Below are 23,236 nucleotides of genomic sequence, written 5' to 3'. Positions count from 1 at the left end.
AAGCAACCCCCGTCCTCCGGCACTCCCAAAGGGCGTGCCAGCGCGAAGTCGAAAGCGGCCTCGGTGCCGTCCAAGGCCAAGCCGGTTCCGGATGCTGCGCCCGCGGCCGCACCGGTGACCTCCGCCGCGAGCACCGCGCCCGCCGCACCCGCGCCGACGCGCGCTCCCGCGGAGACCTTCACGCCCTCGATCGGCCGCATCCCCATCCTCAGCGTCTTCCCGCAGGTGGAGGGCGGCCGCTGGCCCGCCAAGGGCTACGTGGGCGAGGTCATCCCGTTCGGCGCCCTGGTGTTCCGCGAGGGCCACGACGCCGTGGGCGCGCACCTCGAGCTCGAGGCACCCGACGGCACCGTGATCGACCGTCCGCTCACCCGCACCTACAGCTGGGACGACGAGTGGCGGGGCGTCGCCCAGGTCACCTCCGAGGGCGCCTGGCGATTCCGAATCCGCGCGTACTCCGACGACTACGCCACCTGGGAGCACAACGCCGAGGTGAAGATCAACGCCGGGATCGACGTCGAGCTGATGCTCGCGCTCGGCGCCCGGCTCTTCACCCGCCTGGCCGGCGAGGAGCACCGCCCGGCCGGAGAACGTCAGCTCTTCGCCGAGGTCTCCGCCTCGCTGCAGCTGCCCGAAGGCCCCGTGCCCGAGCGGCTCGCCCCCGCCTACAGCGAGGCCGTGCACGAGGCACTGCGCATCCGCCCCGCCGAGAGCCTAGTCACGCACTCCGACTGGCACGCGCTCCGGGTCGAGCGCACGCTCGCCGGCTCCGGCGCCTGGTACGAGTTCTTCCCCCGCTCGATCGGCGCCGAGCAGGCCGAAGACGGCACCTGGACGAGCGGAACCTTCCGCACCGCGGCCGGCCGCCTGGCCGACGTCGCGGACATGGGCTTCGACGTGCTCTACCTGCCGCCGATCCACCCGATCGGCGAGGCGTTCCGCAAGGGCCGTAACAACACACTCGACCCGCAGCCCGGCGACCCGGGCTCGCCCTGGGCCATCGGCTCGGCCGCCGGCGGTCACGACGCCGTGCACCCCGACCTCGGCACCGAAGACGACTTCCGCCTCTTCGTCGAGGAGGCCGCGAAAGCCGGCCTCGAGGTGGCGCTCGACTTCGCCCTCCAGGCCTCGCCCGACCACCCGTGGGTGAAGGAGCACCCGGAGTGGTTCACCACGCTGCCCGACGGCTCGATCGCCTACGCCGAGAACCCGCCGAAGAAGTACCAAGACATCTACCCGATCAACTTCGACAACGATCCCGCGGGCATCCGGGCCGAGTCGCTGCGCATCCTCGAGCACTGGATCGCGCTCGGCGTGCACATCTTCCGCGTCGACAACCCGCACACGAAGCCGCTCGACTTCTGGGAGTGGATCATCCACGAGGTCAACACCGCGCATCCGGAGGTCGTCTTCCTCGCCGAGGCCTTCACCCGCCCGGCGGCCATGCAGGGGCTCGCGAAGGTCGGTTTCCAGCAGTCGTACACGTACTTCACCTGGCGCAACACCCGCACCGAGATCGAGGAGTTCTTCACCGGTCTGGCGCAGGAGACGGATGCCTTCTTCCGCCCCAATCTGTTCGTGAACACGCCCGACATCCTCACCGAGTACCTGCAGTTCGGCGGGATGCCGGCGTACCGCATCCGCGCGGTGCTGGCGGCCACCGGCGCCCCCACCTGGGGCGTCTACTCGGGCTACGAGCTGATCGAGAACGTGGCCCGTCCCGGCGCCGAGGAGAACCTCGACAACGAGAAGTACGAGTACAAGCCGCGCGACTTCCTGGCCGCCGAGGCCGCAGGCCGGTCGATCGCCGCCGACATCACGCGGCTGAACGCCATCCGCCGGGCGCATCCGGCCCTCGGCCAGTTGCGCAACCTGCGCTTCCACGGCAGTGACGACGACTCGATCGTGGTCTACTCCAAGCACCTGCCGGCCGAGTTCAGTCCCGACGGGGTCGCCGACACGATCCTCGTGGTGGTGAACGTCGACCCGCACTCGGTGCGCGAGACCACCGTGCGTCTCAACCTGCCCGAACTCGGTCTGCCCGAGGGCAGCACCTTCGCCGTCACCGACCTGCTCTCCGGCAACGTCTGGCAGTGGGGCACCGACAACTACGTGCGACTCGACGCGTTCAGCCAGCCGGCACACGTCTTCCAGGTCACCCGCGACCTGCCCGCATCCGACTCCCCCGAATCCGACCCTGAAAGCGGCGAACTCTGATGCCCCTTCCCGACGGCGCAACCGCCCTCACCCTCCCCGAGATCCCGGAAGACGTGCTGAACCGCATCTCCACCGGCTCGTACTACAACCCGCACGAGGTGCTCGGGCAGCACCTCGTGAACGCAGAAGGCGTCTCCGACCCGATCACGGTCATCCGCACCCTCCGCCCGCTCGCCGAGGAGGTCAGTGCGGTTCTCTCCAACGGCGCCCGCGCGCAGCTCACGCACCTCTGGGGCGGCATCTGGCAGGGCTTCACGCTCACCGGTCTCAACGACTACGAGATCGAGGCGCGCTACGACGACGGCAGCGTCTGGACCGCGGATGACCCCTACCGCTACTCCCCCACACTCGGCGAACTCGACCTGCACCTGATCGGCGAGGGCCGGCACGAGCGCCTGTGGGACGTTCTCGGCTCGCGCGTCGAAGAGAAGCAGGGCGTCGACACCGTGACGGTCGGCACCGCCTTCGCCGTCTGGGCCCCGCACGCCCAGGCCGTGCGGGTGATCGGCGACTTCAACGGCTGGGACGGCGTGCGCCACTCCATGCGCAGCCTCGGCAGCACCGGCGTCTGGGAGCTGTTCATCCCCGCCCTCGGCGCCGGCAGCAACTACAAGTTCGAGATCCTCACGCAGGACGGCCGCTGGGTCTCCCGCGCCGACCCGATGGCCCGCGCCACCGAGGTGCCGCCGCTGACGGCCTCGAAGATCAACACCACGTCGTACGAATGGGCGGACGGCGAATGGATGACCGCTCGCGCGGCCACGAACCCGCACATCAACCCGATGAGCGTGTACGAGATGCACGTCGGCTCGTGGAAGCTCGGGCTCGACTACCGCACGCTCGCCGACGAGCTGATCCCCTACCTGCAGCACCTGGGGTTCACGCACGTGGAGTTCATGCCGCTCGCGGAGCATCCGTTCGGCGGATCGTGGGGCTATCAGGTCACCGGGTATTACGCGCCGAGCTCGCGGTTCGGCAACCCCGACGACCTGCGCTACCTGATCGACCGCCTGCACCAGGCCGGCATCGGTGTGCTGGTGGACTGGGTGCCCGGGCACTTCCCGAAAGACGAGTGGGCGCTCGCCCGCTTCGACGGGCAGGCGCTCTACGAGCACTCCGACCCGCGCCGCGGCGAGCAGCCCGACTGGGGCACGCTCGTGTTCGACTTCGGCAACAGCCAGGTGCGCAACTTCCTCGTGGCGAACGCGCTCTACTGGTTCGAGGAGTTCCACATCGACGGCCTGCGGGTGGATGCCGTCGCCTCCATGCTCTACCTCGACTACTCCCGCAAGGAGGGCGAGTGGCTGCCCAACCAGTACGGCGGGCGCGAGAACCTCGAGGCCATCAGCATGCTGCAGGAGGTCAACGCGACGGCGTACCGCAAGTACCCCGGCATCGTGATGATCGCCGAGGAGTCGACCTCGTGGCCCGGCGTCACGCACGCCACCAGCCGCGGCGGCCTCGGCTTCGGCATGAAGTGGAACATGGGCTGGATGCACGACACCCTGGCCTACATCGAGCAAGACCCGATGTACCGCCAGTACCACCACGGCGAAATCACCTTCTCGTTCCTCTACGCCTTCAGCGAGAACTTCATGCTGCCGATCTCGCACGACGAGGTCGTGCACGGCAAGGGCTCGCTGCTGCACAAGATGCCCGGCGACCACTGGCAGAAGCTCGCCAACCTGCGCGCCTACCTCGGCTTCATGTGGGCGCATCCTGGCAAGCAGCTGCTGTTCATGGGGCAGGAGTTCGGGCAGCCGTCCGAATGGAGCGAGGAGCGCGGGCTCGACTGGTGGATCCTCGACCAGCCGGTGCACCAGCAGCTGCTCGGGCTCGTGGGGCACCTCAACCGGGTCTACAAAGAGAACCCGGCCCTGTGGGCACTCGACAACGAGCCCTCGGGGTTCGAGTGGATCGACGGCGGATCGTCGTCGCAGAACCTGGTGTCGTTCCTGCGCTGGGACTCCGACGGCAACCCGATCGCGATTCTGATGAACTTCTCTGGGCAGCCGGTCGGGCCGTACCGCGTGGGGCTGCCGTTCGGCGGGCGCTGGGACGAGCTCGTGAACACGGATGCTGCGGAGTATGGCGGGTCGGGCGTGGGGAACTACGGATCGGTCGAGGCGGAGTACGTGCCGTGGTCGGGGCGGCCTGCCTCGGTGGAACTGACTCTCCCGCCCCTGGCAGCCCTGTATCTGAAGCCGCGTAGGGGGTAAGTGTCGGGCCTTCGGCTTGGAGGACGCGAAGGGGGCCGGATATTCACTCCCCGCCTAGGGGTTGAGCGGAGCTCAAAGGCGGCGGGGAGCGAATATCCGGCCCCCTTCGCTACGCTCGGGGACGCTTCGCGTCAGTAGAGGAGGGCTGCTAGGCGGCGGCGGGCTGCTGCAACGCGCGGATCTTCGGTGCCTACTACCTCGAAGTATTCGAGGAGGCGGGTTCGGATGGTGTCTTTGGAGGGCTGATCCTGTTTGGGGAAGAGGTCTAGGAGGCGGGCGAAGGCGTCTTCGACGTGGCCGCCGGAGAGGTCTAGGTCGGCTACTAGGAGTTGGGCGTCCAGGTCTTCGGGGGCGGATGCTGCCGCCGCGCGGATCTCGTCTAGGGACTTGCCGTCGAGGCGGTCGAGCAACCTCACTTGGGCCAGGCCCGCCACGGCTAGTGCATCTCGGGGGTTCTGGGCGATCGCTGTCTGGTACTCGGCGATGGCGGTGGCGTAGTCGCCATTGGCGATGGCGTCGTAGGCTTCCGCGTGGTGCGGGGGCAGGGGTTCTTCGACGGGCTCGGGGGTGGGGGCGTCGGGGTCGAGGCCGGGGACGGTGACCGTGCCGGTGACGCCGTTCTGGGCGGCCAGCTGGAGCACCTGCTCGAGCACGGCGCGCACCTCTTCTTCGGGGTAGCCGCCCTGGAAGAGGGAGACCGGGCGCCCGCCGACGAGGGCGGCGACCGTGGGCACGGACTGGGCCTGGAAGGCCTGCGCCAGCTGGGGGTTCGCCTGGGCGTCGACGCCGACCAGCACGAGGCGGCCGGCGTACTCGGTGACGACCTTCTCGAGCACGGCGGTGAGTTCGACGCTCGCCTCTGCCCAGTCGGCCTTGAGGTCGACGATCACGGGAACCGTGTTCGAGAGTTCGATGAACTGGGTGAAGGTGGCGTCGTCGCCCTGCAGCACGAGGGAGGGCAGGGCACCGGCCGGAACCCCCGTGGCGGGCGCACCGGCACCGGCAGCGCCTGGTGCTGCAGCGGCGCCCGCGGGGGCATTCGCGCGGTTCACGAGCGACGACAGGTCGACGGCTCCGCGCAGGTTACCGGCGGCGGAGGGCGGGGGCATGCTCACGGCAACTCCTTGGCTTGGATGAGTCCCTGGGTGAACCCGAGCAGTTGGGCCTTCGCGGTGTCACCCGACGGCGGGATGTAGAACAGCAACTGGTAGTCGTAGACGGCCTCGGCGCCCTTGGCGGTCTCCGTCACACCCGAGAGGGCCTTCACGGCGCCCTCGGGGCTCACGGTGGCTCCGGACTCGACCGGCTTCACCGTCTCCGACTCGCGCAGGTCGACGGCCACGAGCGCACCGGATCCGCTGGTCGCGAGCGCGATGTTCTCGCCGGTGCCGGCCACCTGGGCGAAGTCGATCGTGGCCGTCGTCGGCAGGGCGGCCTTCTTGGCGTTCTTGTAGTCGACGCCCACCTGGGTGCGCAGGGTGTCGCCGGTGGCGTCGATCAGGTCGATGTACTGGCTGGAATCGCCCACCGAGAGGATGTCGGCGTAGGCCGTCTTCAGCTCATCCGGCGTCATCTTCAGCAGCTTGGTGTCGGGCGCCAGCACCGAGGTGCCCACGCTCGCCGCCGCCACCGGGGGCAGTTCCGTGTCGGGCTCGAGCGTGATCTCGTAGTAGACCTTGTAGTTCGACCGCGGGGTCTCCTGCACCAGCATCAGCGCGACCGGCGGAACGGTGGTGTCCTCGCCCTGCAGGATGGTGAACACCGACTTCGGCCAGGTGCTGCTCGCCTGCGGCAGCACGACCTGCAGCGGACCGGCCGGGATGGCCTGCGGGGCCGGGTACTCCGGGTAGGCCGCGCGGATGGCGTAGGTGGCGCTGCGCAGCTCGAGGGCCGGGCCCGAGAAGCGGGCGGCGAGCGCATCGGCGCTGGAGGCGGCATCCGCCTCGGCCGTGGTGGTGGAGATGGTGGAGACGATCGCCTCGAGCTGCGCCTCGGTGACGGCGGGCGTGGGGGTGTCGTCGTCGATCGCCTCGGTGGGCTCGGCGTCGGCACCGGGCGTGGCCGCGGGGTCGGGCGTCGCGTCGGCGGAGTCGGATGCGGCGGCGGTCGCGACCGCGCCGTCGGTGGCCACCGGCTCGGCCGCCTGGGGCCAGTAGTCGGCGGAGCAGCCGCCCAGGGCGAGCACGGAGACGAGCGCGACCGGGATGGCGATCCGCGGGGCGATCGAGCGCCGGCTGCGGCGCACGCCCGACTCGATGGCGTTCGTGCGCGACGGCGAGAAACGCTTGCCCTTCGGCAGTGCGGGGGGCTTGCGACGGGGGCGCTGCGAGCGCCGCAGGTGCAGGAGGCCGAGCACCAGCAGCACCAGCCCGGCCAGCAGGAACACCACGCCGGCGGTCAGCAGCGGGCCCACCCACGGGGTGGCGTTCGGGATCGGCCAGGAGATGCTGATGTTCGTGGGAGCCGGCGCCGATCCGTCGGACGCGATGATGACGGAGTACCCGGCGGGCAGATTGACCGTGCGGTACATGGCCTCTTCGGTGCTGAACTGCTCGAGCCAGAGGTCGCTGCCGGCCGGGTCGGCCGATCCGCTGGCCACGTTGTCGGCGCCGTCGGGGTCGGCCGCGACGTCGGTGGCGGTGAGATTTCCGGAGGCCTCGTCGTACCCGATGGCGGTGTACGCCGAACCGTTCAGCCAGGCCTCGATGTCGGACGTGCGGCCGTAGGCGGCGAACACGGTGTCGCTGCCGGAGAGCACGAGGGTCTGTTTTCCGGTGTGCGTGCGCAGCGTCTCGGAGTCGATCATCGCGTAGGGCGCGTCGCCCTGCAGCTTCACCGTGGCCGCCACCGTGGACGGTGGGAGGAACACGGTTCGCTGCGCGATGCCGGCGCCGATCAGCGCGGTCGCGATGATGAAGGCGAAGATGGCGAAGATAAAGCGCACGAAGACTCCTGACAGGGACATTAAAAGATAGCCGATGCGGCACGCCTTCCCCCACAGCGTACGTTCAGGCGGCATTCACCGGGGCCGGGAATCGCCGTGGACCGATGCCCGATCGTGATCTTCTGCGCCCAATAGGATTGGACGACGCCCACCCCACCGGCGCAGTCGAGGGAGCCAGCCGTGAAGATCCAGAATGCGTTCACCCTCGGCATCGTCGCCACGCTCGGCGTCGGTGTCGGCCTTCTGATCCTTGGTGCCGTGGTGTCTCTGGCCACGATCCTCACCTACATCGGCGTCGCGATCTTCGTCGCGCTGGGCCTGGATCCGATCATCTCCTGGCTCGAGCGCAACCGCTGGCCGCGCTGGCTGGCCATCCTCACCGTCTTGGTGGCGGTTCTGGGCGTCTTCACAGGCCTGGTGTTCGCCGTGGTGCCCATCATCGTCGAGCAGATCTCCCAGCTGATCGACCTGGTGCCCACCATCGCCAACCAGGTTCTCGACCAGAAGTGGCGCGATTCGGTCACCGAGGGCCTCGGCGGGTTCATCGACGTGAACGAGGTCTACAAGGCGGTCGTCGACTACTTCGCGGATGCCGGCAACGTCACGGCTCTGGCCGGTGGCGCGCTCCAGGTGGGCATCGGCGTCGCCAGCGGGTTCTTCGGCGCCGTCATCGTGCTGATCCTCACCCTGTACTTCACCGCCTCGCTGCCCGGCATGAAGCGCTCCGTCTACCGCCTGGTGCCCGCGTCCAAGCGTGAGCGCTTCGCCGACCTGAGCGAGCAGGTCACCGGAGCGGTCGGCCGCTACGTCGTGGGCCAGATCACCCTCGCGCTCTGCAACGGCATCCTGAGCTTCATCTTCCTGTCGATCATCCAGGCGCCGTTCTCGGCCGTGCTGGCGTTCCTGGCCGGGATGCTCTCGCTGATCCCGCTGGTGGGAACCATCTCGGGGTCGACGATCATCGTGCTGGTCTGCCTCATCCCCGGCCTCGGATCGCCGTTGACCGCGCTGATCGCCGCGATCTACTACATCATCTACATGCAGGTGGAGGCCTACCTGCTGAGCCCCAAGATCATGAACCGGGCCGTCTCGGTGCCGGGCTCGATCGTGGTGATCGCGGCGCTGGCCGGTGGCACGCTGCTCGGAGTGCTGGGCGCGCTCGTGGCCATCCCGATCGCGGCGTCGATCCTGCTCATCATCAAGCAGGTCGTCATCCCGATCCAGAATGAACGCTAGGGAACGTAACTCGTCGGCAGCGGATACGCGGCGGCATTGACGCGCGCCACGATCTCGTTCAGCACGCGCCGCACCTGCTGCTCACCCACCCAGAGGTGCTTGCCGCCCTCCACCGCCACGAGCTCCATGCTCGGCACCGAGGCGAACCGTTCGCGGGCCTCGTCGGGGCGCAGGTAGTCGTCGAGCTCGGGAACGATCGCCACGAGGCGCTTGCCGTTGCCCTCCCAGGCGGCCACCTCCTCGGCGCTCGCCCGGTGCAGCGGCGGTGAGAGCAGGATGGCGCCGTCGATCGGGTACTGCGCTCCGTAGCGCAACGTCAGCTCGGTGCCGAACGACCAGCCGACGAGCCACGGATGCGGCAGCCCGCGCTCTTCGACGAAGCGCATCGCCGCCTCCACGTCGAAGCGCTCCGACTCTCCCCCGTCGAAGGCGCCGTCGCTGGTGCCCCTGGGCGAGGTGACGCCGCGCAAGTTGAAGCGCAGCACGGCGAGATCGGCGAGGGCGGGCAGACGTGCGGCAGCCTTGCGCAGCACGTGCGAGTCCATGAAGCCGCCGTGGGTGGGCAGCGGATGCAGCGTCACCAGGGTGGCCGCCGGCGCGCCGCTCAGCGGCAGCGCCAGCTCACCGACGAGGGTGAGCCCGTCGCTCGTGTGCAGCTCGATCTCCTCGCGCCGGGCGGGCAGCTCGGTGCCGGCGCGGATCTCGATCGGTTCGGCGGCGTTCGATTCGTCAGGCATCCTCAGGCTCCGATCTTCCAGCAGTGGGTGTGCCAGTGGCGGCGGGCGGCGAGGTCGCTGGCGTCGCCCATCACGCCGTCGGCGCGCCAGGTCACCAGGTGCGCGACGCCCGGCGTCACCGTCTTGCCGCATCCGGGGCAGATGTAGTCCTTCGTGGCCGAGGCCGCGGAGACGGGCTGCACGTTCCAGACCCCGTCGCGTCGCACCTCGGTGCGCCGCCAGCCGGCCATCATCCGTTCCAGGCCCGACTCCTCCTCGTCGCCTCCGCCCGCACGGCGGCGGGGTCGGTTGCTGCGGGGCATGCCCTCAATCCTACGAGGCGCGCGGGAGGCGCGGCCGGCCAGGTGGCACCGGATGCCGAACTCAGTGCGGCTCGGAGCCCTCGTTCTGCTGCAGCCGCGACTCCTCCTGGTCGAGCATCACCTGCGCCCGTACCAGGATGCGCGACGCGTAGACGCCCCGTCCGCGGGCGTCCAGCAGCGCCACCCGCTCGGCCTTGAGCACCTCCAGCCTCAAGATGCGGTACTGCCGATGCGGGGCCACGCCCTCGGCTTCGGCCGAATGGGCACGCTCCCACGCCGACTCGCTGCGCAGGTCGGCGTCGCTGCGCACCCGGTCCACCACGCTCTCGTCCACCACATCGCCGCTCGGCAGGCTCAGCGCGGGCGACTCGAGCACCTGCAGGCCGGCCGAGCGCAGTTCGTCCACCAGCTGGGCGAACTCGGCGTGGTCGGCCGCCTCGTCCACCCCACGGAGCTTCGTGAGCCTGATGATCCACGGCAGGGTGCCGCCCTGTGCGATCAGCGTCACGATCGACACGGTGAAGGCGATCAGGATGAGCTGGCTGCGATACGGCGTCGACTCCGGCAGCGACTGGGCGGCCGCCACGGTGACCACCCCGCGCATCCCGGCCCAGGTGAGCACCAGCCCGCCCCGCCAGCCGGTGGCCTCCTTGGCCTCGATGCTCTCCGGGTCCTTCCGGTGCGCGCGCAGCCGCTGTGCGGCCAGCAGCGGCCCCACGAAGAGGAAGCGGATGACGAAGAGCACGGCCGCGGCGAGCAGGCCGAGCAGTACGGCCCCGATCGCGTCGAGGTCGGCGGCGCCCCGGTCGCTCTGCTGCACGGCGTCGACGACGATGTCTTTGATCTCGAGCCCCATCAGCAGGAACACGCCGTTCTCGAGCAGGAACTGGATGGTGCGCCAGTTCAGCCGCTCGCTGATGCGCGTCGAGGCCGAGAAGTACCGGGCTCCTTGATGACCCGTGTAGAGGCCGGCCACCACCACGGCGAGCACCCCGGAGGCGCCGATCGCCTCGGCGGGGATGTAGGCGATGAAGGGGATGACGAACGACACGGCCGTGGTGAGCACCGAGTCGGTGAGCTTGGCACGGAAGAACACGGTCACGATGCCGACCACGAGCCCCACGGCCGCCGCCACGACCGAGGAGTAGCCGAAGTCGACGGCCACGCCGCCGAAGCCGCTCATCGCCACCGCACCGGCCGAGGCCGCGATGGCCGTGCGCAGCAGCACCAGAGCGGAGGCGTCGTTCACGAGACTCTCCCCCTCCAGCACCGCCACGAGCCTCGGCGGAAGCCCCAGGCGTTTGCCGATCGAGGTGGCGGCCACGGCATCCGTCGGGCTGATCACCGCGCCGAGCGCGATGGCGGCCGCGAGGTTCAGGTCGGGCAGGATCATGTACAGCAGGAAGCCCGTGATCAGCGCGCTCACGATCACCAGCAGCACCGAGAGCACCGCGATCGAGCCGACGTTGCGGCGGAAGTCGACCAGCGGCAGGTTGATCGCCGAGGAGTACAGCAGCGGCGGCAGCACGCCGGCCAGGATGATCTCCGAGGGCACGTGGATCGGCGGCACACCCGGGATCAACGAGATGCCGATGCCGATCACCACGAGCAGGATGGGCGTCGCCAGGCGCAGCTTGGGGGCCAGAGCCGAGACGCCCACCAGGATGATCAGGCACACCACGGCCACGAGCTCGGGTTTCATGCGCTCAGCCTACTGAGCCCCGGTACCCCACCTGAATCTCACGAACGGCCGCCCGGCCGGAGCCACGATCGCCGGCTCAGTACCAGCCACGGTCCTCCGACGAGGCCCACGCCTCACAGGGCGTGCCGTACACGCCCGCGATGTACTGCAGACCCCAGTTGATCTGCACGTTGGGGTCGGACTCCCAGCCCGGCCCCATCTTGCTGCCCGGGAGGGCCTGAGGGATGCCGTGGGCGCCCGAGGAGGCATTGTGCGCCTCGGGGTTCCAGCCGGACTCCCGGTTCCACAGAGCCAGCAGGTAGTAGTAGTTGTCGATGCCCCAGCCGTAGCCCATGACCGCCTGGTAGGCGATGTCTTGCAGGCTGCCGGCGGCGGGCGGGCCCGGCGTGGGCACGACGTTCGCCGTGCATCCGCCCGACGCAGCGGCGGCGCCTCCGGTCGACACCGGGATCGACACCGCGACCGGCTCGGGAGCCGGCGGAGGGGGCGGCGGGGCCTCGGTGACGGTGTACCCGTCGCGGCTCACGGAGAGGCCCGCACCCGCAGCTACCTCGAGCGACTGCGCGTCGCCGGCGGAGGCCGTGATCTCGGGGGCGAAGTCTTCCGAGGCGTTCGCGCCGACGGAGTGCGGGTCGACCGCGAACAGCATCACGAAGGCGGCGGCCACGCCGAACGCCATCACCTGAAGCCCCGTGCGCACGACGGGGTTGGTGGTGGTTCGGTTGAGGGACATCGCTCTCAATACCAGTGGTTCGCGTCGGAATGCGCAAGGGCCGAGATCGGATCGCCGTACCGGCCGGCGATGTAGCCGAAGCCCCAGAGGATCTGCGTGGCGGGGTTCGTCTGCCAGTCGGCGCCGGCCGAGGCCATCTTCGAGCCCGGTAGCGCCTGGGGGATGCCGTAGGCGCAGCTGGAGCTGTTCAGGGCGTTCACCCGCCAGCCGGACTCGCGGCTCCACAGGGCGATCAGCGCGTCGAACTGCGCGCCGGTCCAGCCGCGCTCGGCCGCCAGGGTCTGGGCGATGGCCTGGGCGCCGCCCGGGTCGGCCGTCGCGAGGTCGGGGTTGGGGCATCCGTCGTCGGAGGAGGACGACGCCGACGAGCCTGCCGTCGGAACCGCGGCCTCGACGATGATCGGCTTGGGCGCCTCGGTCACCGAGTACGCGTCGCGGAACACCGAGGCCGCGACCGAGCCGCTCACGTCGAGTTTCTGGGTCGAGACACTGCTCTGGGCGAAGTCGCCGTCGAACGAGGCCGAGGCGGGCGCAGCGTTCAGGTTCGGGGCCACGGCCGTCACGAACAAACAGGCCGACACGGCCGCGAGTCCGACGATCTGCAGAGCGACCCGACCCGGATTGCCGGTTCGCCGAGCGGCGCCACGAGCCGGGGAGACGGACTGCGGGCGCACGACGGTCTGGGAGTGCTTTGCCACGATTCGTCCGATTTTAGCCCATGGATGCGGGTTCTCCCGAGGTCGGAGCGGATTCCAAGGCCGCCAGCAGTCGCCGACGCTCGGCCTGCTGCACCGGATCCGGCACCGGAAGGGAGGCCAGCAGCCGCTTCGTGTAGGCGTTCTTCGGGTGATCGAGCACCTCGGCGCCGGTCCCTTCCTCCACCAGAGCACCGTGGTAGAGAACCGCGATCCGGTCGGCCAGCACGTCGATCACGGCCAGGTCGTGGCTGATGAACAGGGCCGCGAAGCCCAGCTCGAGCTGCAGCTCGGCGAACAGCTCGAGCACCTTCGCCTGCACCGAGACGTCGAGAGCCGAGGTGGGCTCGTCGGCGATCAGCAGCTTCGGCTCGAGCGCGAGGCCGCGCGCCAGGCTCGCGCGCTGGCGCTGCCCGCCGCTGAGTTCGTGCGGGAAGCGGTCGCCGTAGCTCTTGGGCAGCTGCACCGCCTCGAGCAGCTCGTCGACCCGCTTGCGCGCGCCCGCCGGGTTCGCGGCCCGGCCATGGATGATCAGGGGCTCGGCCACCGCGTCGGCGATCGTGAGCAGCGGGTTGAAGCTCGCCGCCGGATCCTGGAACACGAAGCCGATGTCGGCCCGTAGGGGCTTGAAGCGCCGCTCCGAGAAGTCGAGCATCTCGAAGCCGAGCACCTTCAGCGAGCCGCCCGAGATGCGGGTGAGGCCGCCGATGGCCCGGCCGATCGTGGTCTTGCCCGATCCGCTCTCCCCCACCAGCCCCAGCACCTCGCCGGCGCCGATGCGGAACGACACGTCGTTCACGGCCCGGAAGCCCTTGCGGCCGAACCGGCCCGGGTACTCGATCGTGAGGTGCGAGGCCTCGACCACCGTCTCCTCGTTCGTGCCGGCGGCCGTGTGCTCGTCGGTGCGCAGAGCCCGCTGCCGGGCGCGCTCCTCGGTGCGCACGCGGCCCTGGCCGATCCGCGGCACGGCCGCGAGCAGCCGCTTGGTGTAGTCGGCCTGGGGATCGGCGAACAGCGTCGCCGCATCCGCCTCCTCCACGACCTTGCCCTGGTACATCACCACGACCCGGTCGGCGAGATCGGCCACCACACCCATGTTGTGCGTGATCAGCACGATCGCCGTGCCGAACTCGTCGCGCAGCCGCCGCAGCAGCTCGAGGATCTCGGCCTGCACGGTCACGTCCAGGGCCGTGGTCGGCTCGTCGGCCACGATCAGGCCGGGGTTCAGCACGAGCGCCGCCGCGATCACGACGCGCTGCTTCTGGCCGCCCGAGAACTGGTGCGGGTAGTGGTCGACCCGGGTCTCCGGATCGGGGATGCCCACCTTGCGCAGGATCTCGATCGCCTCGCGCTTCGCCTCGGCCTTGGAGAGCCGCTGCCCGCTGTGCGCGCGCAGTCCCTCGGCGATCTGCCAACCGACGGTGAAGACGGGGTTGAGGGCCGTGGAGGGCTCCTGGAACACCATCGACACGTCCGAGCCGCGCACCGCACGCAGCTGGCCCTGGCTCAGCGTGACCACGTCGTTCGTGGCCGTGCCGGCGCGGTTGGAGAGCACGATCGCGCCGCTCGTGGTGGCCGTCTCGGGCAGCAGGCCCAGGATCGACTTGGCCGTGACGGACTTGCCGCTGCCGCTCTCGCCCACGATGGCGAGCACTTCGCCGCGGTTCACGGTGAGGCTCACGCCGTCGACGGCGCGCACGGCGCCGGCATCCGTGGCGAACGAGATGGCGAGGTCGTCGATGGTGACGACGGGGCCGGTGCCCCGCGGATCGGCCTTCGGCTGACGGTCGCCGCGCGGGCCGCCACCGCTGTTCGTGGTGTTGACGGTGCTCATGCGTTCTCCTCGCGGATCTCGACGTCGGAGGGCAGGGTGGTGTCGACCGAGGTCGCCGAGGGCGCCCCGGCCACCGCCTTGACGCGCTTGCGTCCGCGCAGGCGCGGGTCGGCCAGGTCGTTCATGCTCTCGCCCACCAGGGTGATGCCGAGCACGGCGAGCACGATCGCGAGGCCCGGATACAGGGCCGTCCACCAGATGCCGCTGGTCACGTCCGACAGCGCCTTGTTGAGGTCGTAGCCCCACTCGGCGGCGGCCGTCGGCTCGATGCCGAAGCCGAGGAAGCCGAGCCCGGCGAGGGTCAGCAGCGCCTCGGAGGCGTTCAGCGTGAAGATGATCGGCAGCGTGCGGGTGGCGTTGCGCAGAACGTGCCGGAACATGATGCGCGGCGTCGAGGCGCCCAGCATCTTCGCCGACTCCACGAAGGGTTCGGCCTTGATGCGGATCGTCTCGGCCCGGATGACCCGGTAGTACTGCGGGATGAACACCACCGTGATCGACAGAGCCGCCGCGAAGATGCCGCCCCAGAGGCTCGACTGGCCGCCGCTGATCACGATCGACAGCACGATGGCCAGGAGCAGCGAGGGGAACGCGTAGATGGCGTCGCCGATCACCACGAGCACGCGGTCGAGCCAGCCGCCCAGGTAGCCCGACACGACGCCGAGCAGGATGCCCGCGATGATCGAGAACACCACGGCGATCACGATCACCAGGATGGCGGTCTGGGCGCCCCAGATCACGCGCGAGAACACGTCGTAGCCGCCGACGGTGGTGCCCATGATGTGGGCGGCGCTCGGCGGCTGCTGCGCACCGAACGGGCCGGAGGCATCCCGCAGCTGGGCGAAGCCGTACGGGGCGATCAGCGGCGCGAAGGCGGCCACCAGGATGAAGATGGCGGTGAGGCTCAGGCCGGTGACGAGCATCCCGCGCTGCAGGCCCACGCTCTGGCGCAGCTGCTTGAGCACGGGGAGCCGGCTCAGCAGGGAGGGCCGGGCCGGTGGCGTGGCCGGTGCGGACCCGGCGGTCTCGGTGGTCTCGGTGGTCATCTCAATACCTCACGCGCGGGTCGATCAGCGCCGCGATCACGTCGACGATGAAGTTGGTCACGGCCACGATCACGGCGAGCAACGCCACGATGCCCTGCACGGCCACGAAGTCGCGGGCGGCGAGGTAGCCGGCGAGCTGGAAGCCGAGGCCCTTCCACTCGAAGGTGGTCTCGGTGAGCACCGCACCGCCCAGCAGCAGCGCGATCTGCAGGCCGATCACCGTGATGATCGGGATGAGCGCCGGCCGGTAGGCGTGCTTGCGCACCAGACGGAACTCGCTCACCCCGCGTGAGCGGGCGGCATCCACGTAGTCGGTACCGAGGGTGCCGATCACGTTGGTGCGCACCAGGCGCAGGAAGACGCCCGCCGTCAGCAGACCGAGCGTGATGCCGGGCAGCACGGCGTGCGCCAGCACGTCGCCGATGGCCGCCGGGGAACCGAGCTGGATCGCGTCGACGAGGTAGATGCCCGTCTTGTTCGGCAGGGTCTGCATCGAGAGCTCGGTGCGGGTGGTCGCCCGCCCGGCCACCGGCAGCCACTGCAGATAGACCGAGAAGACGAGCTTCATCAGCATGCCCGCGAAGAAGACGGGAGTGGCGTACCAGAGGATGGCGAGGATGCGCAGCACGGCGTCCGGCAGCTTGTCGCGGTGGGCCGCGGCGAGCATCCCGAGCGGGATGCCCACGATGAAGGCGATGATGAGCGCGTAGAAGGCGAGCTCGAGGGTGGCGCCGCCGTAGGTGAGCAGCACCTCGGTGACGGGGCGGTTGTCGCTGATGGTGTTGCCGAAGTTGCCGGTGAACACCTGCCCCAGATACTCGAAGTACTGCACCAGCACGGGCCGGTCGTAGCCGGCCTCGTGGATGCGCTCCTGCAGCTGATCGGCCGTGAGCCGCCCGCCCTGCGCCGCGGTGATCGGGTCGCCGATGGTGCGCATCAGCACGAAGACCAGGGTGACCAGGATGAAGATGGTCGGGAAGATCAGCAGGAACCGCACCAGAAGGTAGCGGCCCAGCCCTCCCCCGGCGCTCTTGGGCTTGGGAGCGACGACCGACGGGGTGTCGGTCGGGAGCAGACTCGTTGTCATCGTTGCCAATCAGTCATCGGGCCCGGGCAGTCATCAGGGCCTCTCGGGTGGGCGGATGCCGCAGGAAAGGGCGACCGGTGATCCGGCCGCCCTTTCCGTCTGTTCGAGCTATCCCTTGGTCAGGGGTGCGTAGCGGAACTTGAACGACGCGTCGAGGGTGACCCCGCCGACATCCGTTCCCGCCACGGCCACCTGGGCGCCCTGCAGGTAGGGAACCGTCGACAGGTCGGCGGCCTCCTTCGTCTGGATCTCCTCGATGATCGACTGGCGCTCGGCCGGGTCGGCCGTGGAGGCCTGCTGCAGGATGAGGTCGTTGACCTCGGGGTTGTCGTAGTGGTTGCCGAGGAAGTTCTCCTTGAGGAAGAACGGCGTCAGGTAGTTGTCGGCGTCGGAGTAGTCGGGGAACCAGCCCAGCTGGTAGGCCGGGTAGAGGTCGGCCGTGCGGTCCTTCGCGTACTGCACCCACTCGGTCGACTGCAGGTTGACCGTGAACAGGCCCGAGGTCTCGAGCTGGTCTTTGATCAGTGCGTACTCGTCGCCCGAGGAGGGGCCGTAGTGGTCGGGGCTGTACTGCAGGTTCAGCTCGACGGGGGTGGTGATGCCCGCCGCCGTGAGGGTCTGCGTCGCCTTGTCGACCGAGGGGCCGCCCGATCCGTCGCCGTAGGTGTCTTTCAGCACCTCGGTGGCGCCGGTGAGGCCGGCCGGCACGAAGGAGTACAGCGGGGTGTAGGTGCCCTTGTAGACCTGGTCGGCGATCTCGTCGCGGTCGATCAGGTCGGCGACGGCCTGGCGCACGGCCAGGGCCTTGGCCGGGTCGGCCTCGCCCGTGGTGGCGCCGAAGGGCTGCGTGTTGAAGTTGAACGTGATGTAGCGGATCTCGCCGCCGGGGCCGTCGTAGACCTTCACCGCGTCGTTGCCCGAGAGGTCGTCGACGTCGGTGGCCGAGAGGCTGCGGAACGCCACGTCGATGTTGCCCTCCTGCACGTCGAGCTTGAGGTTGGACGAGTCGGCGTAGTACTTGGCGTTGATCGACGACTCAGCGGGCGGCAAAACGCCCTTGTAGCCGTCGAAGGGCTCGTACGAGATCAGGTTGTTGAAGTCGTAGCTGGTGATCTTGTACTGGCCGGCGAAGGCCTCGCCCTTGACGATGTCTTCATCGGAGGTGATCGAGTCGGCCGAGAAGACCTCCTCGTCGACGATCGGGCCGGCGGGGCTGGAGAGGATCTGCGGGAAGACCTGGTCGTCGGGGTTCTTGAGGTTGAACACCACGGTGAGGTCGTCGGGTGCGTCGACGCTGTCGAGGTTGTAGAGCAGCGACGACGGACCGTTGGGGTCGGCGATCGCGATGTCGCGGTCGAAGGTGAACTTCACGTCGGAGGAGGTGAGCTCGTTGCCGTTGGCGAAGGTCAGGCCCTCCTTGAGCTTCACCGTGTACTCGGTGGGGCCGGTGAATTCGGCGCTCTCGGCGATGTCGGGCTCGACATCCGGGCTGCCGTAGGGGGTGTTCATCAGGAACGGGAAGACCTGGTTCATCACGGCGAACGAGCCGTTGTCGTACGAGCCCGCCGGGTCGAGGGTGGTGACCTTGTCGGTGGTGCCGACGATCAGCGCGTCACCCGAGGTGGTGGTGCCGCCGCCGGCGGCGCAGCCGCTGAGGACGAGGGCGAACGCGGCCGTGCCGGCGGCGATCACGAGAGTGCGCCGGATGAATGGGGTTGGGGATGTCATATCCGCAGAAACCTCTTCCTGTGTGTGAGCGTGCCGGGCGCGACGATGCGCGGACGACTCGCGTGTGCTGTGAAGACATAGTTAACACACAGAACGACGTGCCCCAAGCGGGGGACACCGCGAAATGAGGGATCTTTACGTGATCGAAATGTAAACGCAGGATTCTGCGACGTCACGCGCGAAATCCCCGCCCGGATGAAAGGATCTTGCTTGCCTCGCCGGCCGGTGAGGATGCGGCCGGGTCAGCGCACGGCGAGCATCACGTCGACCACGGCGTCGAGCACCGCGTCGACCTGCGTCTCGCTGTATCCGCCGCGGCGCGAGCGGAACACGGCGGTCCGCACATCCGACACCGAGACCGGGGCCCCCGCACGGAAGTACTCGACCAGCTGGTCGGCGAAGGCGTCGACGTCTTTCTGGTGGTAGCCCACACGCAGAAAGCCCGCGCCGCTGAACTTCTCGCGGTCGGGCCGCTCGAGGCGGGCCAGGATCTCCCCGGCCTTCTCGCGGGTCTGCTCGTACCAGGCCGCGTCGCCGACGGCCTGATAGGCGCGGTCGCGCTCGCGCAGGGCGAAGGCGTCTTCCAGCCGCTCCAGGGCCGCGTCGACGGCCGGGGGGTAGTACCCGCCCTTCTGCATCGAGAAGGCCGTGGTGCGCACCACCTCGGCGGTCAGCACCTCGCCCGCGGCTTCGGCTTTGCGCTCGTCGTAGGCCTGACGGGCCTTCATCAAGAAGTCGTCGACCTCGGCCACGTCGTAGCCGAGGCTCGAGTTTCGGGTGCGGGGGAACGGTACGGTCACGGCTCTATTGTGCCAGTAGCCGCCGGATCAGCCTGCGAAAACGACCCAGAGCACGTACGCGGCGGCGGCGGAGGGCAGGATCGAGTCGAGCCGGTCGAGGAATCCGCCGTGCCCAGGAAGCCACGAGCTCATGTCCTTGATGCCGATGTCGCGCTTCAGCAGCGACTCGCACAGGTCGCCCACGGTGGCGGTGAAGGTGATCACGGCGCCGAAGATCAGGCCGAACCACCAGGGCTGCCCGAGCATGAAGATCGCCAGAAGCACGCCGCCGATCAGGGCGGCCACGGCGGCGCCCGCGAAACCCTCCCAGGTCTTCTTGGGGCTGATGGTGGGGGCCATCGGATGCTTGCCGAAGTTGAGGCCGGTGGCGTACGCCCCGACATCCACCAGCACCACGGTGACGATGAAGGCCAGAACCCACCACTGCCCGCCGTCTTTCGAGGCGAGCAGCACGGCGATGCTGCCGAGGAACGAGACGTAGACCTGCACGAAGGTGCTGGCGGCGAGGTCGCGCAACACCCCGACGGCGGTGGGCCGCGGCGGGATGAACGCCACCTCGATCAGCCGCCAGAGCACCACGAGCAGGATGCCGGCGAGGGCGACGAGCCACTGACCGGTAGCACCCCAGTAGTAGGCCGCCGGCACCATCGCCACGCCCGCGATCACCGTGGGGATGCGCGGCACATGGATGTTCGCGTGCCGCAGCGCGTTCGCGAGCTCCAGCGTGCCGAAGGCGACCAGGATCACGGCCACCACCATGAACACCTGCTTCAGCAGCACCAGGCTCAACACCATGACCCCGGCGAGCACGACGCCGATCAGGATCGCCGACACGAGGTTGCGGCCGGAGCGGGCCGTGATCTTCTCGTTGGCCTCGTCGAACTGCTCTTTGCGCGCCCGCACCTGCGCCTGGATGTCGGCGCGCGACAACGAGCGCGGCCGCCGGGTAGGGGGCGTCCGGCTGGGACCCGGTTCGTGGCTCATTCTCGGCCGATCGAGGTCAGACCTCGAGGAGTTCGGCTTCCTTGCGCTTCAGGGCGTCGTCGACGGCGTCGACGGACTTCTTGGTGATGACCTCGAGCTCCTTCTCGCCGCGCGCCACCTCGTCGTCGCCGACCTCGCTCTTCAGCGCGTCGAGGTCGTCCTTGGCCTTGCGCCGGATGTTGCGGATCGAGACCTTGCCGTCTTCAGCCTTGGTGCGCACGATCTTCACATACTCCTTACGACGCTCCTCGGTGAGGTCGGGAAGGGTGACGCGGATGATCGTGCCGTCGTTGTTCGGCTGGGCGCCGAGGTTCGGTACGTCGCGGATGGCCTGCTCGATGTCGCGCAGCGCGCTCTTGTCGTAGGGCGTCACGAGGAGGGTGCGGGCCTCCTGGTTCTGCAGCGAGGCGAGCTGCTCCAGCGGCGTCGGCGTGCCGTAGTAGGAGACCAGGATCTTCTGGAACATCGCCGGGTTCGCGCGCCCGGTGCGCACACTCGAGAAGTCGTCCTTGGTGACCTCGACGGCCTTGTTCATTCGGTCGGTGGCATCCGCCAGTACATCCGCGATCACGGGGAACTCCTTCGGTGGTTCGTGCTCTTCAGTGTAGTCAGTGCCGCATGGCGCGGAATCAGTGGGACGTCGCCACGAGGGTGCCGATCCGCTCGCCGCGGATGGCCTTCGCCACGTTGCCGGCCGGCTCCATGCCGAACACGTGCATCGGCATGCCGTTGTCCATGCACAGGCTGAAGGCGGTCGAGTCGACCACTTTGAGACCCTGCACCAGGGCGTCGTTGTAGGTGAGGGTGTCGAGCTTCACCGCATCCGGAACGATCCGCGGATCGGCCGAGTACACGCCGTCGACGCCGTTCTTGGCCACGAGCACCTCATCGGCGTGGATCTCGAGCGCACGCTGGGCGGAGACGGTGTCGGTGGAGAAGTAGGGCAGGCCCGCACCGGCACCGAAGATGACCACGCGGCCCTTCTCGAGGTGGCGGATGGCGCGGCGTGGGATGTAGGGCTCGGCGACCTGGGTCATCGAGATGGCGCTCTGCACGCGGGTCTCGGCGCCGGCCTGCTCGAGGAAGTCCTGCAGGGCGAGGGCGTTCATGACGGTGCCGAGCATCCCCATGTAGTCGGCCCGGCCGCGGTCCATGCCGCGCAGCGAGAGCTCGGCGCCGCGGAAGAAGTTGCCGCCGCCGACGACGATCGCGACCTCCACCTCACGGGCGGCTTCGGCGATCTCGCGGGCCAGCCCGCTCACCACGTCGGGGTTCACGCCGAGGGCGCCGCCACCGAACGCCTCACCGGACAGTTTCAGGAGTACTCTGCGCTTCTGTTCCGGTTCCGACATCCGTGATGCATCCTCTCGTCATGCCTGTGCCCAGGCTATCGGGTTCCGGCGCGCCTCACGGGCGCGCCCGGGCAGGGAAAAGGGCTCGGATCGATCGATCCGAGCCCCATCCGGTGCTCTAGTCCACTACGGGATCTGCTTACGCGCCGACCTTGAAGCGGGCGAAGCCGGTCACCTGGATGCCGGCGTCGGCCAGCACCTTCGACACGGAGAGCTTGTTGTCCTTCGCGTAGTCCTGCTCGAGCAGGGCGACCTGCTTGAAGAAGGCGGTGACGCGACCCTCGACGATCTTGGGCAGAGCCGCTTCGGGCTTGCCCTCGTTCTTCGAGATCTCGGTCACGATCGCGCGCTCCTTCTCGACGGCCTCGGCGGGCACGTCTTCGCGAGCGAGGTACTGCGGGTCGGCGAACGAGATGTGCTGCGCGATGCTGCGAGCGGTCTCGGCGTCGGATCCGGTGTACGCCACGACCACGCCGACCTGCGGGGGCAGGTCTTTGGAGGTCTTGTGCAGGTAGATCTCGAAGGCGTCGCCGGTGAGACGCGAGATGCGGCGCAACTCGATCTTCTCACCGAGGATGGCGGCCTCGTCGTTGATCACGTCGGCGACGGTCTTGCCGTCGGCGGGGGCCGCGAGGGCCTCCTCGACGGTCGACGCACCGGCGGCGAACGTGGCCTCGAGCACCTTGTCGGCGAGGGCGATGAACTTCTCGCCCTTCGCGACGAAGTCGGTCTCGCAGGCGAGCTCGATCAGCGTCGCGGCGCCGTCGCCTTCCTTCGCGGCGACGAGGCCTTCGCTCGTGGAGCGGTCGGCACGCTTCGCGTTGCCCTTCGCACCCTTGAGACGCAGGATCTCGACGGCCTTCTCCATGTCGCCGTCGGCCTCGACCAGAGCGTTCTTGGTGTCGACCATGCCGGTTCCGAGCTGCTCGCGCAGCGCCTTGACATCAGCCAGGCTGATTGTTGCCATGTTGTTTCAGACTCCTTGAAATATCGCGCGGCCCGTTTCGCGGGTCACGCTACCTCACCGTGGTGACGGCGGGATGACGCGGTGTGGATGACACCGTGCCGGATGATTACTTGGCGGCCTTCTCGGCGTCGGTGGCCTCGGCCTCGAGCTTGGCCTCAGCGGCCTCGTCGGAGACGACCTGGTGCTCGACCACGAGGGACTCGTCGGTGATCTCGGCCAGATCGGCGGCAGCAGCCGCGTCGGCGTCGTTCTCTTCGACGGGGACCTCGGCGGCGATGACCTCGGCGACGGCCTCGGTGTCGACCTCACCGGAGATCTCGCCGTCGACGGCCTCGATCTTCTCGGCCTCGCTCTGCGGGTTCTCGGAGGCCTGAAGCAGCTCGCGCTCCCACTCGGCCAGCGGCTCGACGGCGGACACGTTGCCGGTCTCCTCGGGCTTCTGGTGGCGCTGGATGAGGCCCTCGGCGGCGGCGTCGGCCACGATGCGGGTCAGCAGGGCGACGGAGCGGATCGCGTCGTCGTTACCCGGGATGGGGTAGGTGACCTCGTCGGGGTCGCAGTTGGTGTCGAGGATGCCGATGACCGGGATGCCCAGCTTCTTGGCCTCGTCGATCGCGAGGTGCTCCTTCTTGGTGTCCACGACCCACAGCGCC

General features: G+C 69.1%; 20 protein-coding genes. 3 read left to right on the top strand and 17 right to left on the bottom strand.

Annotated features, from left to right (window positions below):
• Positions 1 to 189: 189 nt before the first annotated feature.
• Positions 190 to 2,217 (top strand): alpha-1,4-glucan--maltose-1-phosphate maltosyltransferase, encoded by a 2,028-nt coding sequence (locus tag Q0D75_RS02585; protein WP_291049267.1) that lies wholly within the window; start codon positions 190 to 192, stop codon positions 2,215 to 2,217.
• Complete coding sequence (gene glgB / locus Q0D75_RS02580; protein WP_291049265.1) at positions 2,214 to 4,436, top strand: 1,4-alpha-glucan branching protein GlgB; 2,223 nt, start codon at positions 2,214 to 2,216, stop codon at positions 4,434 to 4,436. The genes Q0D75_RS02585 and glgB overlap by 4 nt, the downstream gene beginning before the upstream one ends.
• Before the next feature lie 131 nt (positions 4,437 to 4,567).
• On the opposite strand, the gene Q0D75_RS02575 is transcribed toward glgB, so the two are convergent.
• Together Q0D75_RS02575 and Q0D75_RS02570 are read right to left on the bottom strand one after the other, a co-directional pair.
• Entirely contained in the window at positions 4,568 to 5,545 is a 978-nt protein-coding gene (locus tag Q0D75_RS02575) for a tetratricopeptide repeat protein (RefSeq protein WP_291049262.1), read from the bottom strand.
• A 2-nt stretch (positions 5,546 to 5,547) separates the two neighbouring features.
• The gene (locus tag Q0D75_RS02570) at positions 5,548 to 7,401 is read right to left on the bottom strand and encodes a hypothetical protein (RefSeq protein WP_291049024.1); all 1,854 of its coding nucleotides are present in this window, start codon (positions 7,399 to 7,401) and stop codon (positions 5,548 to 5,550) included.
• Positions 7,402 to 7,560: 159 nt separating this feature from the next.
• Here Q0D75_RS02570 and Q0D75_RS02565 point away from each other — a divergent pair, with 159 nt between their 5' ends.
• Positions 7,561 to 8,616, top strand: coding sequence for an AI-2E family transporter (locus Q0D75_RS02565; RefSeq protein WP_291049022.1), 1,056 nt, complete (start codon positions 7,561 to 7,563; stop codon positions 8,614 to 8,616).
• Here Q0D75_RS02565 and Q0D75_RS02560 read toward each other — a convergent pair.
• From Q0D75_RS02560 to rpsB, 15 genes are all read right to left on the bottom strand, one after another.
• Complete coding sequence (locus tag Q0D75_RS02560; protein WP_291049020.1) at positions 8,613 to 9,353, bottom strand: alpha/beta fold hydrolase; 741 nt, start codon at positions 9,351 to 9,353, stop codon at positions 8,613 to 8,615. The genes Q0D75_RS02565 and Q0D75_RS02560 overlap by 4 nt on opposite strands.
• 2 nt (positions 9,354 to 9,355) lie before the next feature.
• A complete protein-coding gene (locus Q0D75_RS02555; protein ID WP_291049018.1) occupies positions 9,356 to 9,655 on the bottom strand; it encodes a hypothetical protein in 300 nt (99 codons plus the stop codon).
• Between the two features lie 61 nt (positions 9,656 to 9,716).
• Positions 9,717 to 11,357, bottom strand: coding sequence for a sodium:proton antiporter (locus tag Q0D75_RS02550; protein WP_291049015.1), 1,641 nt, complete (start codon positions 11,355 to 11,357; stop codon positions 9,717 to 9,719).
• A 76-nt stretch (positions 11,358 to 11,433) separates the two neighbouring features.
• Positions 11,434 to 12,090 (bottom strand): lytic transglycosylase domain-containing protein, encoded by a 657-nt coding sequence (locus Q0D75_RS02545; protein WP_291049013.1) that lies wholly within the window; start codon positions 12,088 to 12,090, stop codon positions 11,434 to 11,436.
• 5 nt (positions 12,091 to 12,095) lie between these two features.
• Entirely contained in the window at positions 12,096 to 12,788 is a 693-nt protein-coding gene (locus tag Q0D75_RS02540) for a lytic transglycosylase domain-containing protein (RefSeq protein WP_291049010.1), read from the bottom strand.
• 13 nt (positions 12,789 to 12,801) lie between these two features.
• A complete protein-coding gene (locus Q0D75_RS02535; protein WP_291049008.1) occupies positions 12,802 to 14,619 on the bottom strand; it encodes an ABC transporter ATP-binding protein in 1,818 nt (605 codons plus the stop codon).
• On the bottom strand, positions 14,616 to 15,665 hold the full coding sequence (locus Q0D75_RS02530; RefSeq protein ID WP_291049007.1) for an ABC transporter permease: 1,050 nt from the start codon (positions 15,663 to 15,665) through the stop codon (positions 14,616 to 14,618). Before Q0D75_RS02530 ends, Q0D75_RS02535 begins: the two co-directional genes overlap by 4 nt.
• Position 15,666: 1 nt before the next feature.
• On the bottom strand, positions 15,667 to 16,752 hold the full coding sequence (locus tag Q0D75_RS02525; RefSeq protein WP_291049005.1) for an ABC transporter permease: 1,086 nt from the start codon (positions 16,750 to 16,752) through the stop codon (positions 15,667 to 15,669).
• Between the two features lie 108 nt (positions 16,753 to 16,860).
• Positions 16,861 to 18,480, bottom strand: coding sequence for an ABC transporter substrate-binding protein (locus Q0D75_RS02520; protein WP_291049003.1), 1,620 nt, complete (start codon positions 18,478 to 18,480; stop codon positions 16,861 to 16,863).
• Positions 18,481 to 18,722: 242 nt separating this feature from the next.
• Positions 18,723 to 19,280 (bottom strand): DivIVA domain-containing protein, encoded by a 558-nt coding sequence (locus Q0D75_RS02515; protein WP_291049001.1) that lies wholly within the window; start codon positions 19,278 to 19,280, stop codon positions 18,723 to 18,725.
• Positions 19,281 to 19,307: 27 nt separating this feature from the next.
• Positions 19,308 to 20,264 (bottom strand): phosphatidate cytidylyltransferase, encoded by a 957-nt coding sequence (locus Q0D75_RS02510; RefSeq protein ID WP_291049000.1) that lies wholly within the window; start codon positions 20,262 to 20,264, stop codon positions 19,308 to 19,310.
• Between the two features lie 16 nt (positions 20,265 to 20,280).
• Positions 20,281 to 20,835, bottom strand: coding sequence for a ribosome recycling factor (gene frr / locus Q0D75_RS02505; RefSeq protein ID WP_291048999.1), 555 nt, complete (start codon positions 20,833 to 20,835; stop codon positions 20,281 to 20,283).
• Between the two features lie 58 nt (positions 20,836 to 20,893).
• Positions 20,894 to 21,616: a UMP kinase gene (gene pyrH, locus Q0D75_RS02500; protein WP_291048996.1), complete on the bottom strand. Its 723-nt coding sequence runs from the start codon at positions 21,614 to 21,616 to the stop codon at positions 20,894 to 20,896.
• Positions 21,617 to 21,755: 139 nt separating this feature from the next.
• On the bottom strand, positions 21,756 to 22,583 hold the full coding sequence (tsf, locus tag Q0D75_RS02495) for a translation elongation factor Ts (RefSeq protein ID WP_291048994.1): 828 nt from the start codon (positions 22,581 to 22,583) through the stop codon (positions 21,756 to 21,758).
• Between the two features lie 106 nt (positions 22,584 to 22,689).
• On the bottom strand, positions 22,690 to 23,236 hold a 547-nt coding region (gene rpsB, locus Q0D75_RS02490), incomplete at its 5' end, for a 30S ribosomal protein S2 (protein WP_291048992.1).

Source organism: Herbiconiux sp., assembly GCF_023264855.1.
Lineage (GTDB): Bacteria > Actinomycetota > Actinomycetes > Actinomycetales > Microbacteriaceae > Herbiconiux.
The sequence above is the reverse complement of the archived record's forward strand: the minus strand, read 5'-3'. Positions and strand labels throughout refer to the sequence as shown.

Excerpts from the sequence above, each read along its gene's own strand:
- Q0D75_RS02520 (WP_291049003.1), bottom strand. The coding sequence starts at position 18,480 with ATGACATCCCCAACCCCATTCATCCGGCGCACTCTCGTGATCGCCGCC.
- Q0D75_RS02555 (WP_291049018.1), bottom strand. The coding sequence starts at position 9,655 with ATGCCCCGCAGCAACCGACCCCGCCGCCGTGCGGGCGGAGGCGACGAG.
- tsf (WP_291048994.1), bottom strand. The coding sequence starts at position 22,583 with ATGGCAACAATCAGCCTGGCTGATGTCAAGGCGCTGCGCGAGCAGCTC.
- Q0D75_RS02575 (WP_291049262.1), bottom strand. The coding sequence starts at position 5,545 with ATGCCCCCGCCCTCCGCCGCCGGTAACCTGCGCGGAGCCGTCGACCTG.
- Q0D75_RS02560 (WP_291049020.1), bottom strand. The coding sequence starts at position 9,353 with ATGCCTGACGAATCGAACGCCGCCGAACCGATCGAGATCCGCGCCGGC.
- Q0D75_RS02510 (WP_291049000.1), bottom strand. The coding sequence starts at position 20,264 with ATGAGCCACGAACCGGGTCCCAGCCGGACGCCCCCTACCCGGCGGCCG.
- Q0D75_RS02550 (WP_291049015.1), bottom strand. The coding sequence starts at position 11,357 with ATGAAACCCGAGCTCGTGGCCGTGGTGTGCCTGATCATCCTGGTGGGC.
- Q0D75_RS02525 (WP_291049005.1), bottom strand. The coding sequence starts at position 16,752 with ATGACAACGAGTCTGCTCCCGACCGACACCCCGTCGGTCGTCGCTCCC.
- Q0D75_RS02530 (WP_291049007.1), bottom strand. The coding sequence starts at position 15,665 with ATGACCACCGAGACCACCGAGACCGCCGGGTCCGCACCGGCCACGCCA.
- Q0D75_RS02535 (WP_291049008.1), bottom strand. The coding sequence starts at position 14,619 with ATGAGCACCGTCAACACCACGAACAGCGGTGGCGGCCCGCGCGGCGAC.
- Q0D75_RS02570 (WP_291049024.1), bottom strand. The coding sequence starts at position 7,401 with ATGTCCCTGTCAGGAGTCTTCGTGCGCTTTATCTTCGCCATCTTCGCC.
- Q0D75_RS02545 (WP_291049013.1), bottom strand. The coding sequence starts at position 12,090 with ATGTCCCTCAACCGAACCACCACCAACCCCGTCGTGCGCACGGGGCTT.
- pyrH (WP_291048996.1), bottom strand. The coding sequence starts at position 21,616 with ATGTCGGAACCGGAACAGAAGCGCAGAGTACTCCTGAAACTGTCCGGT.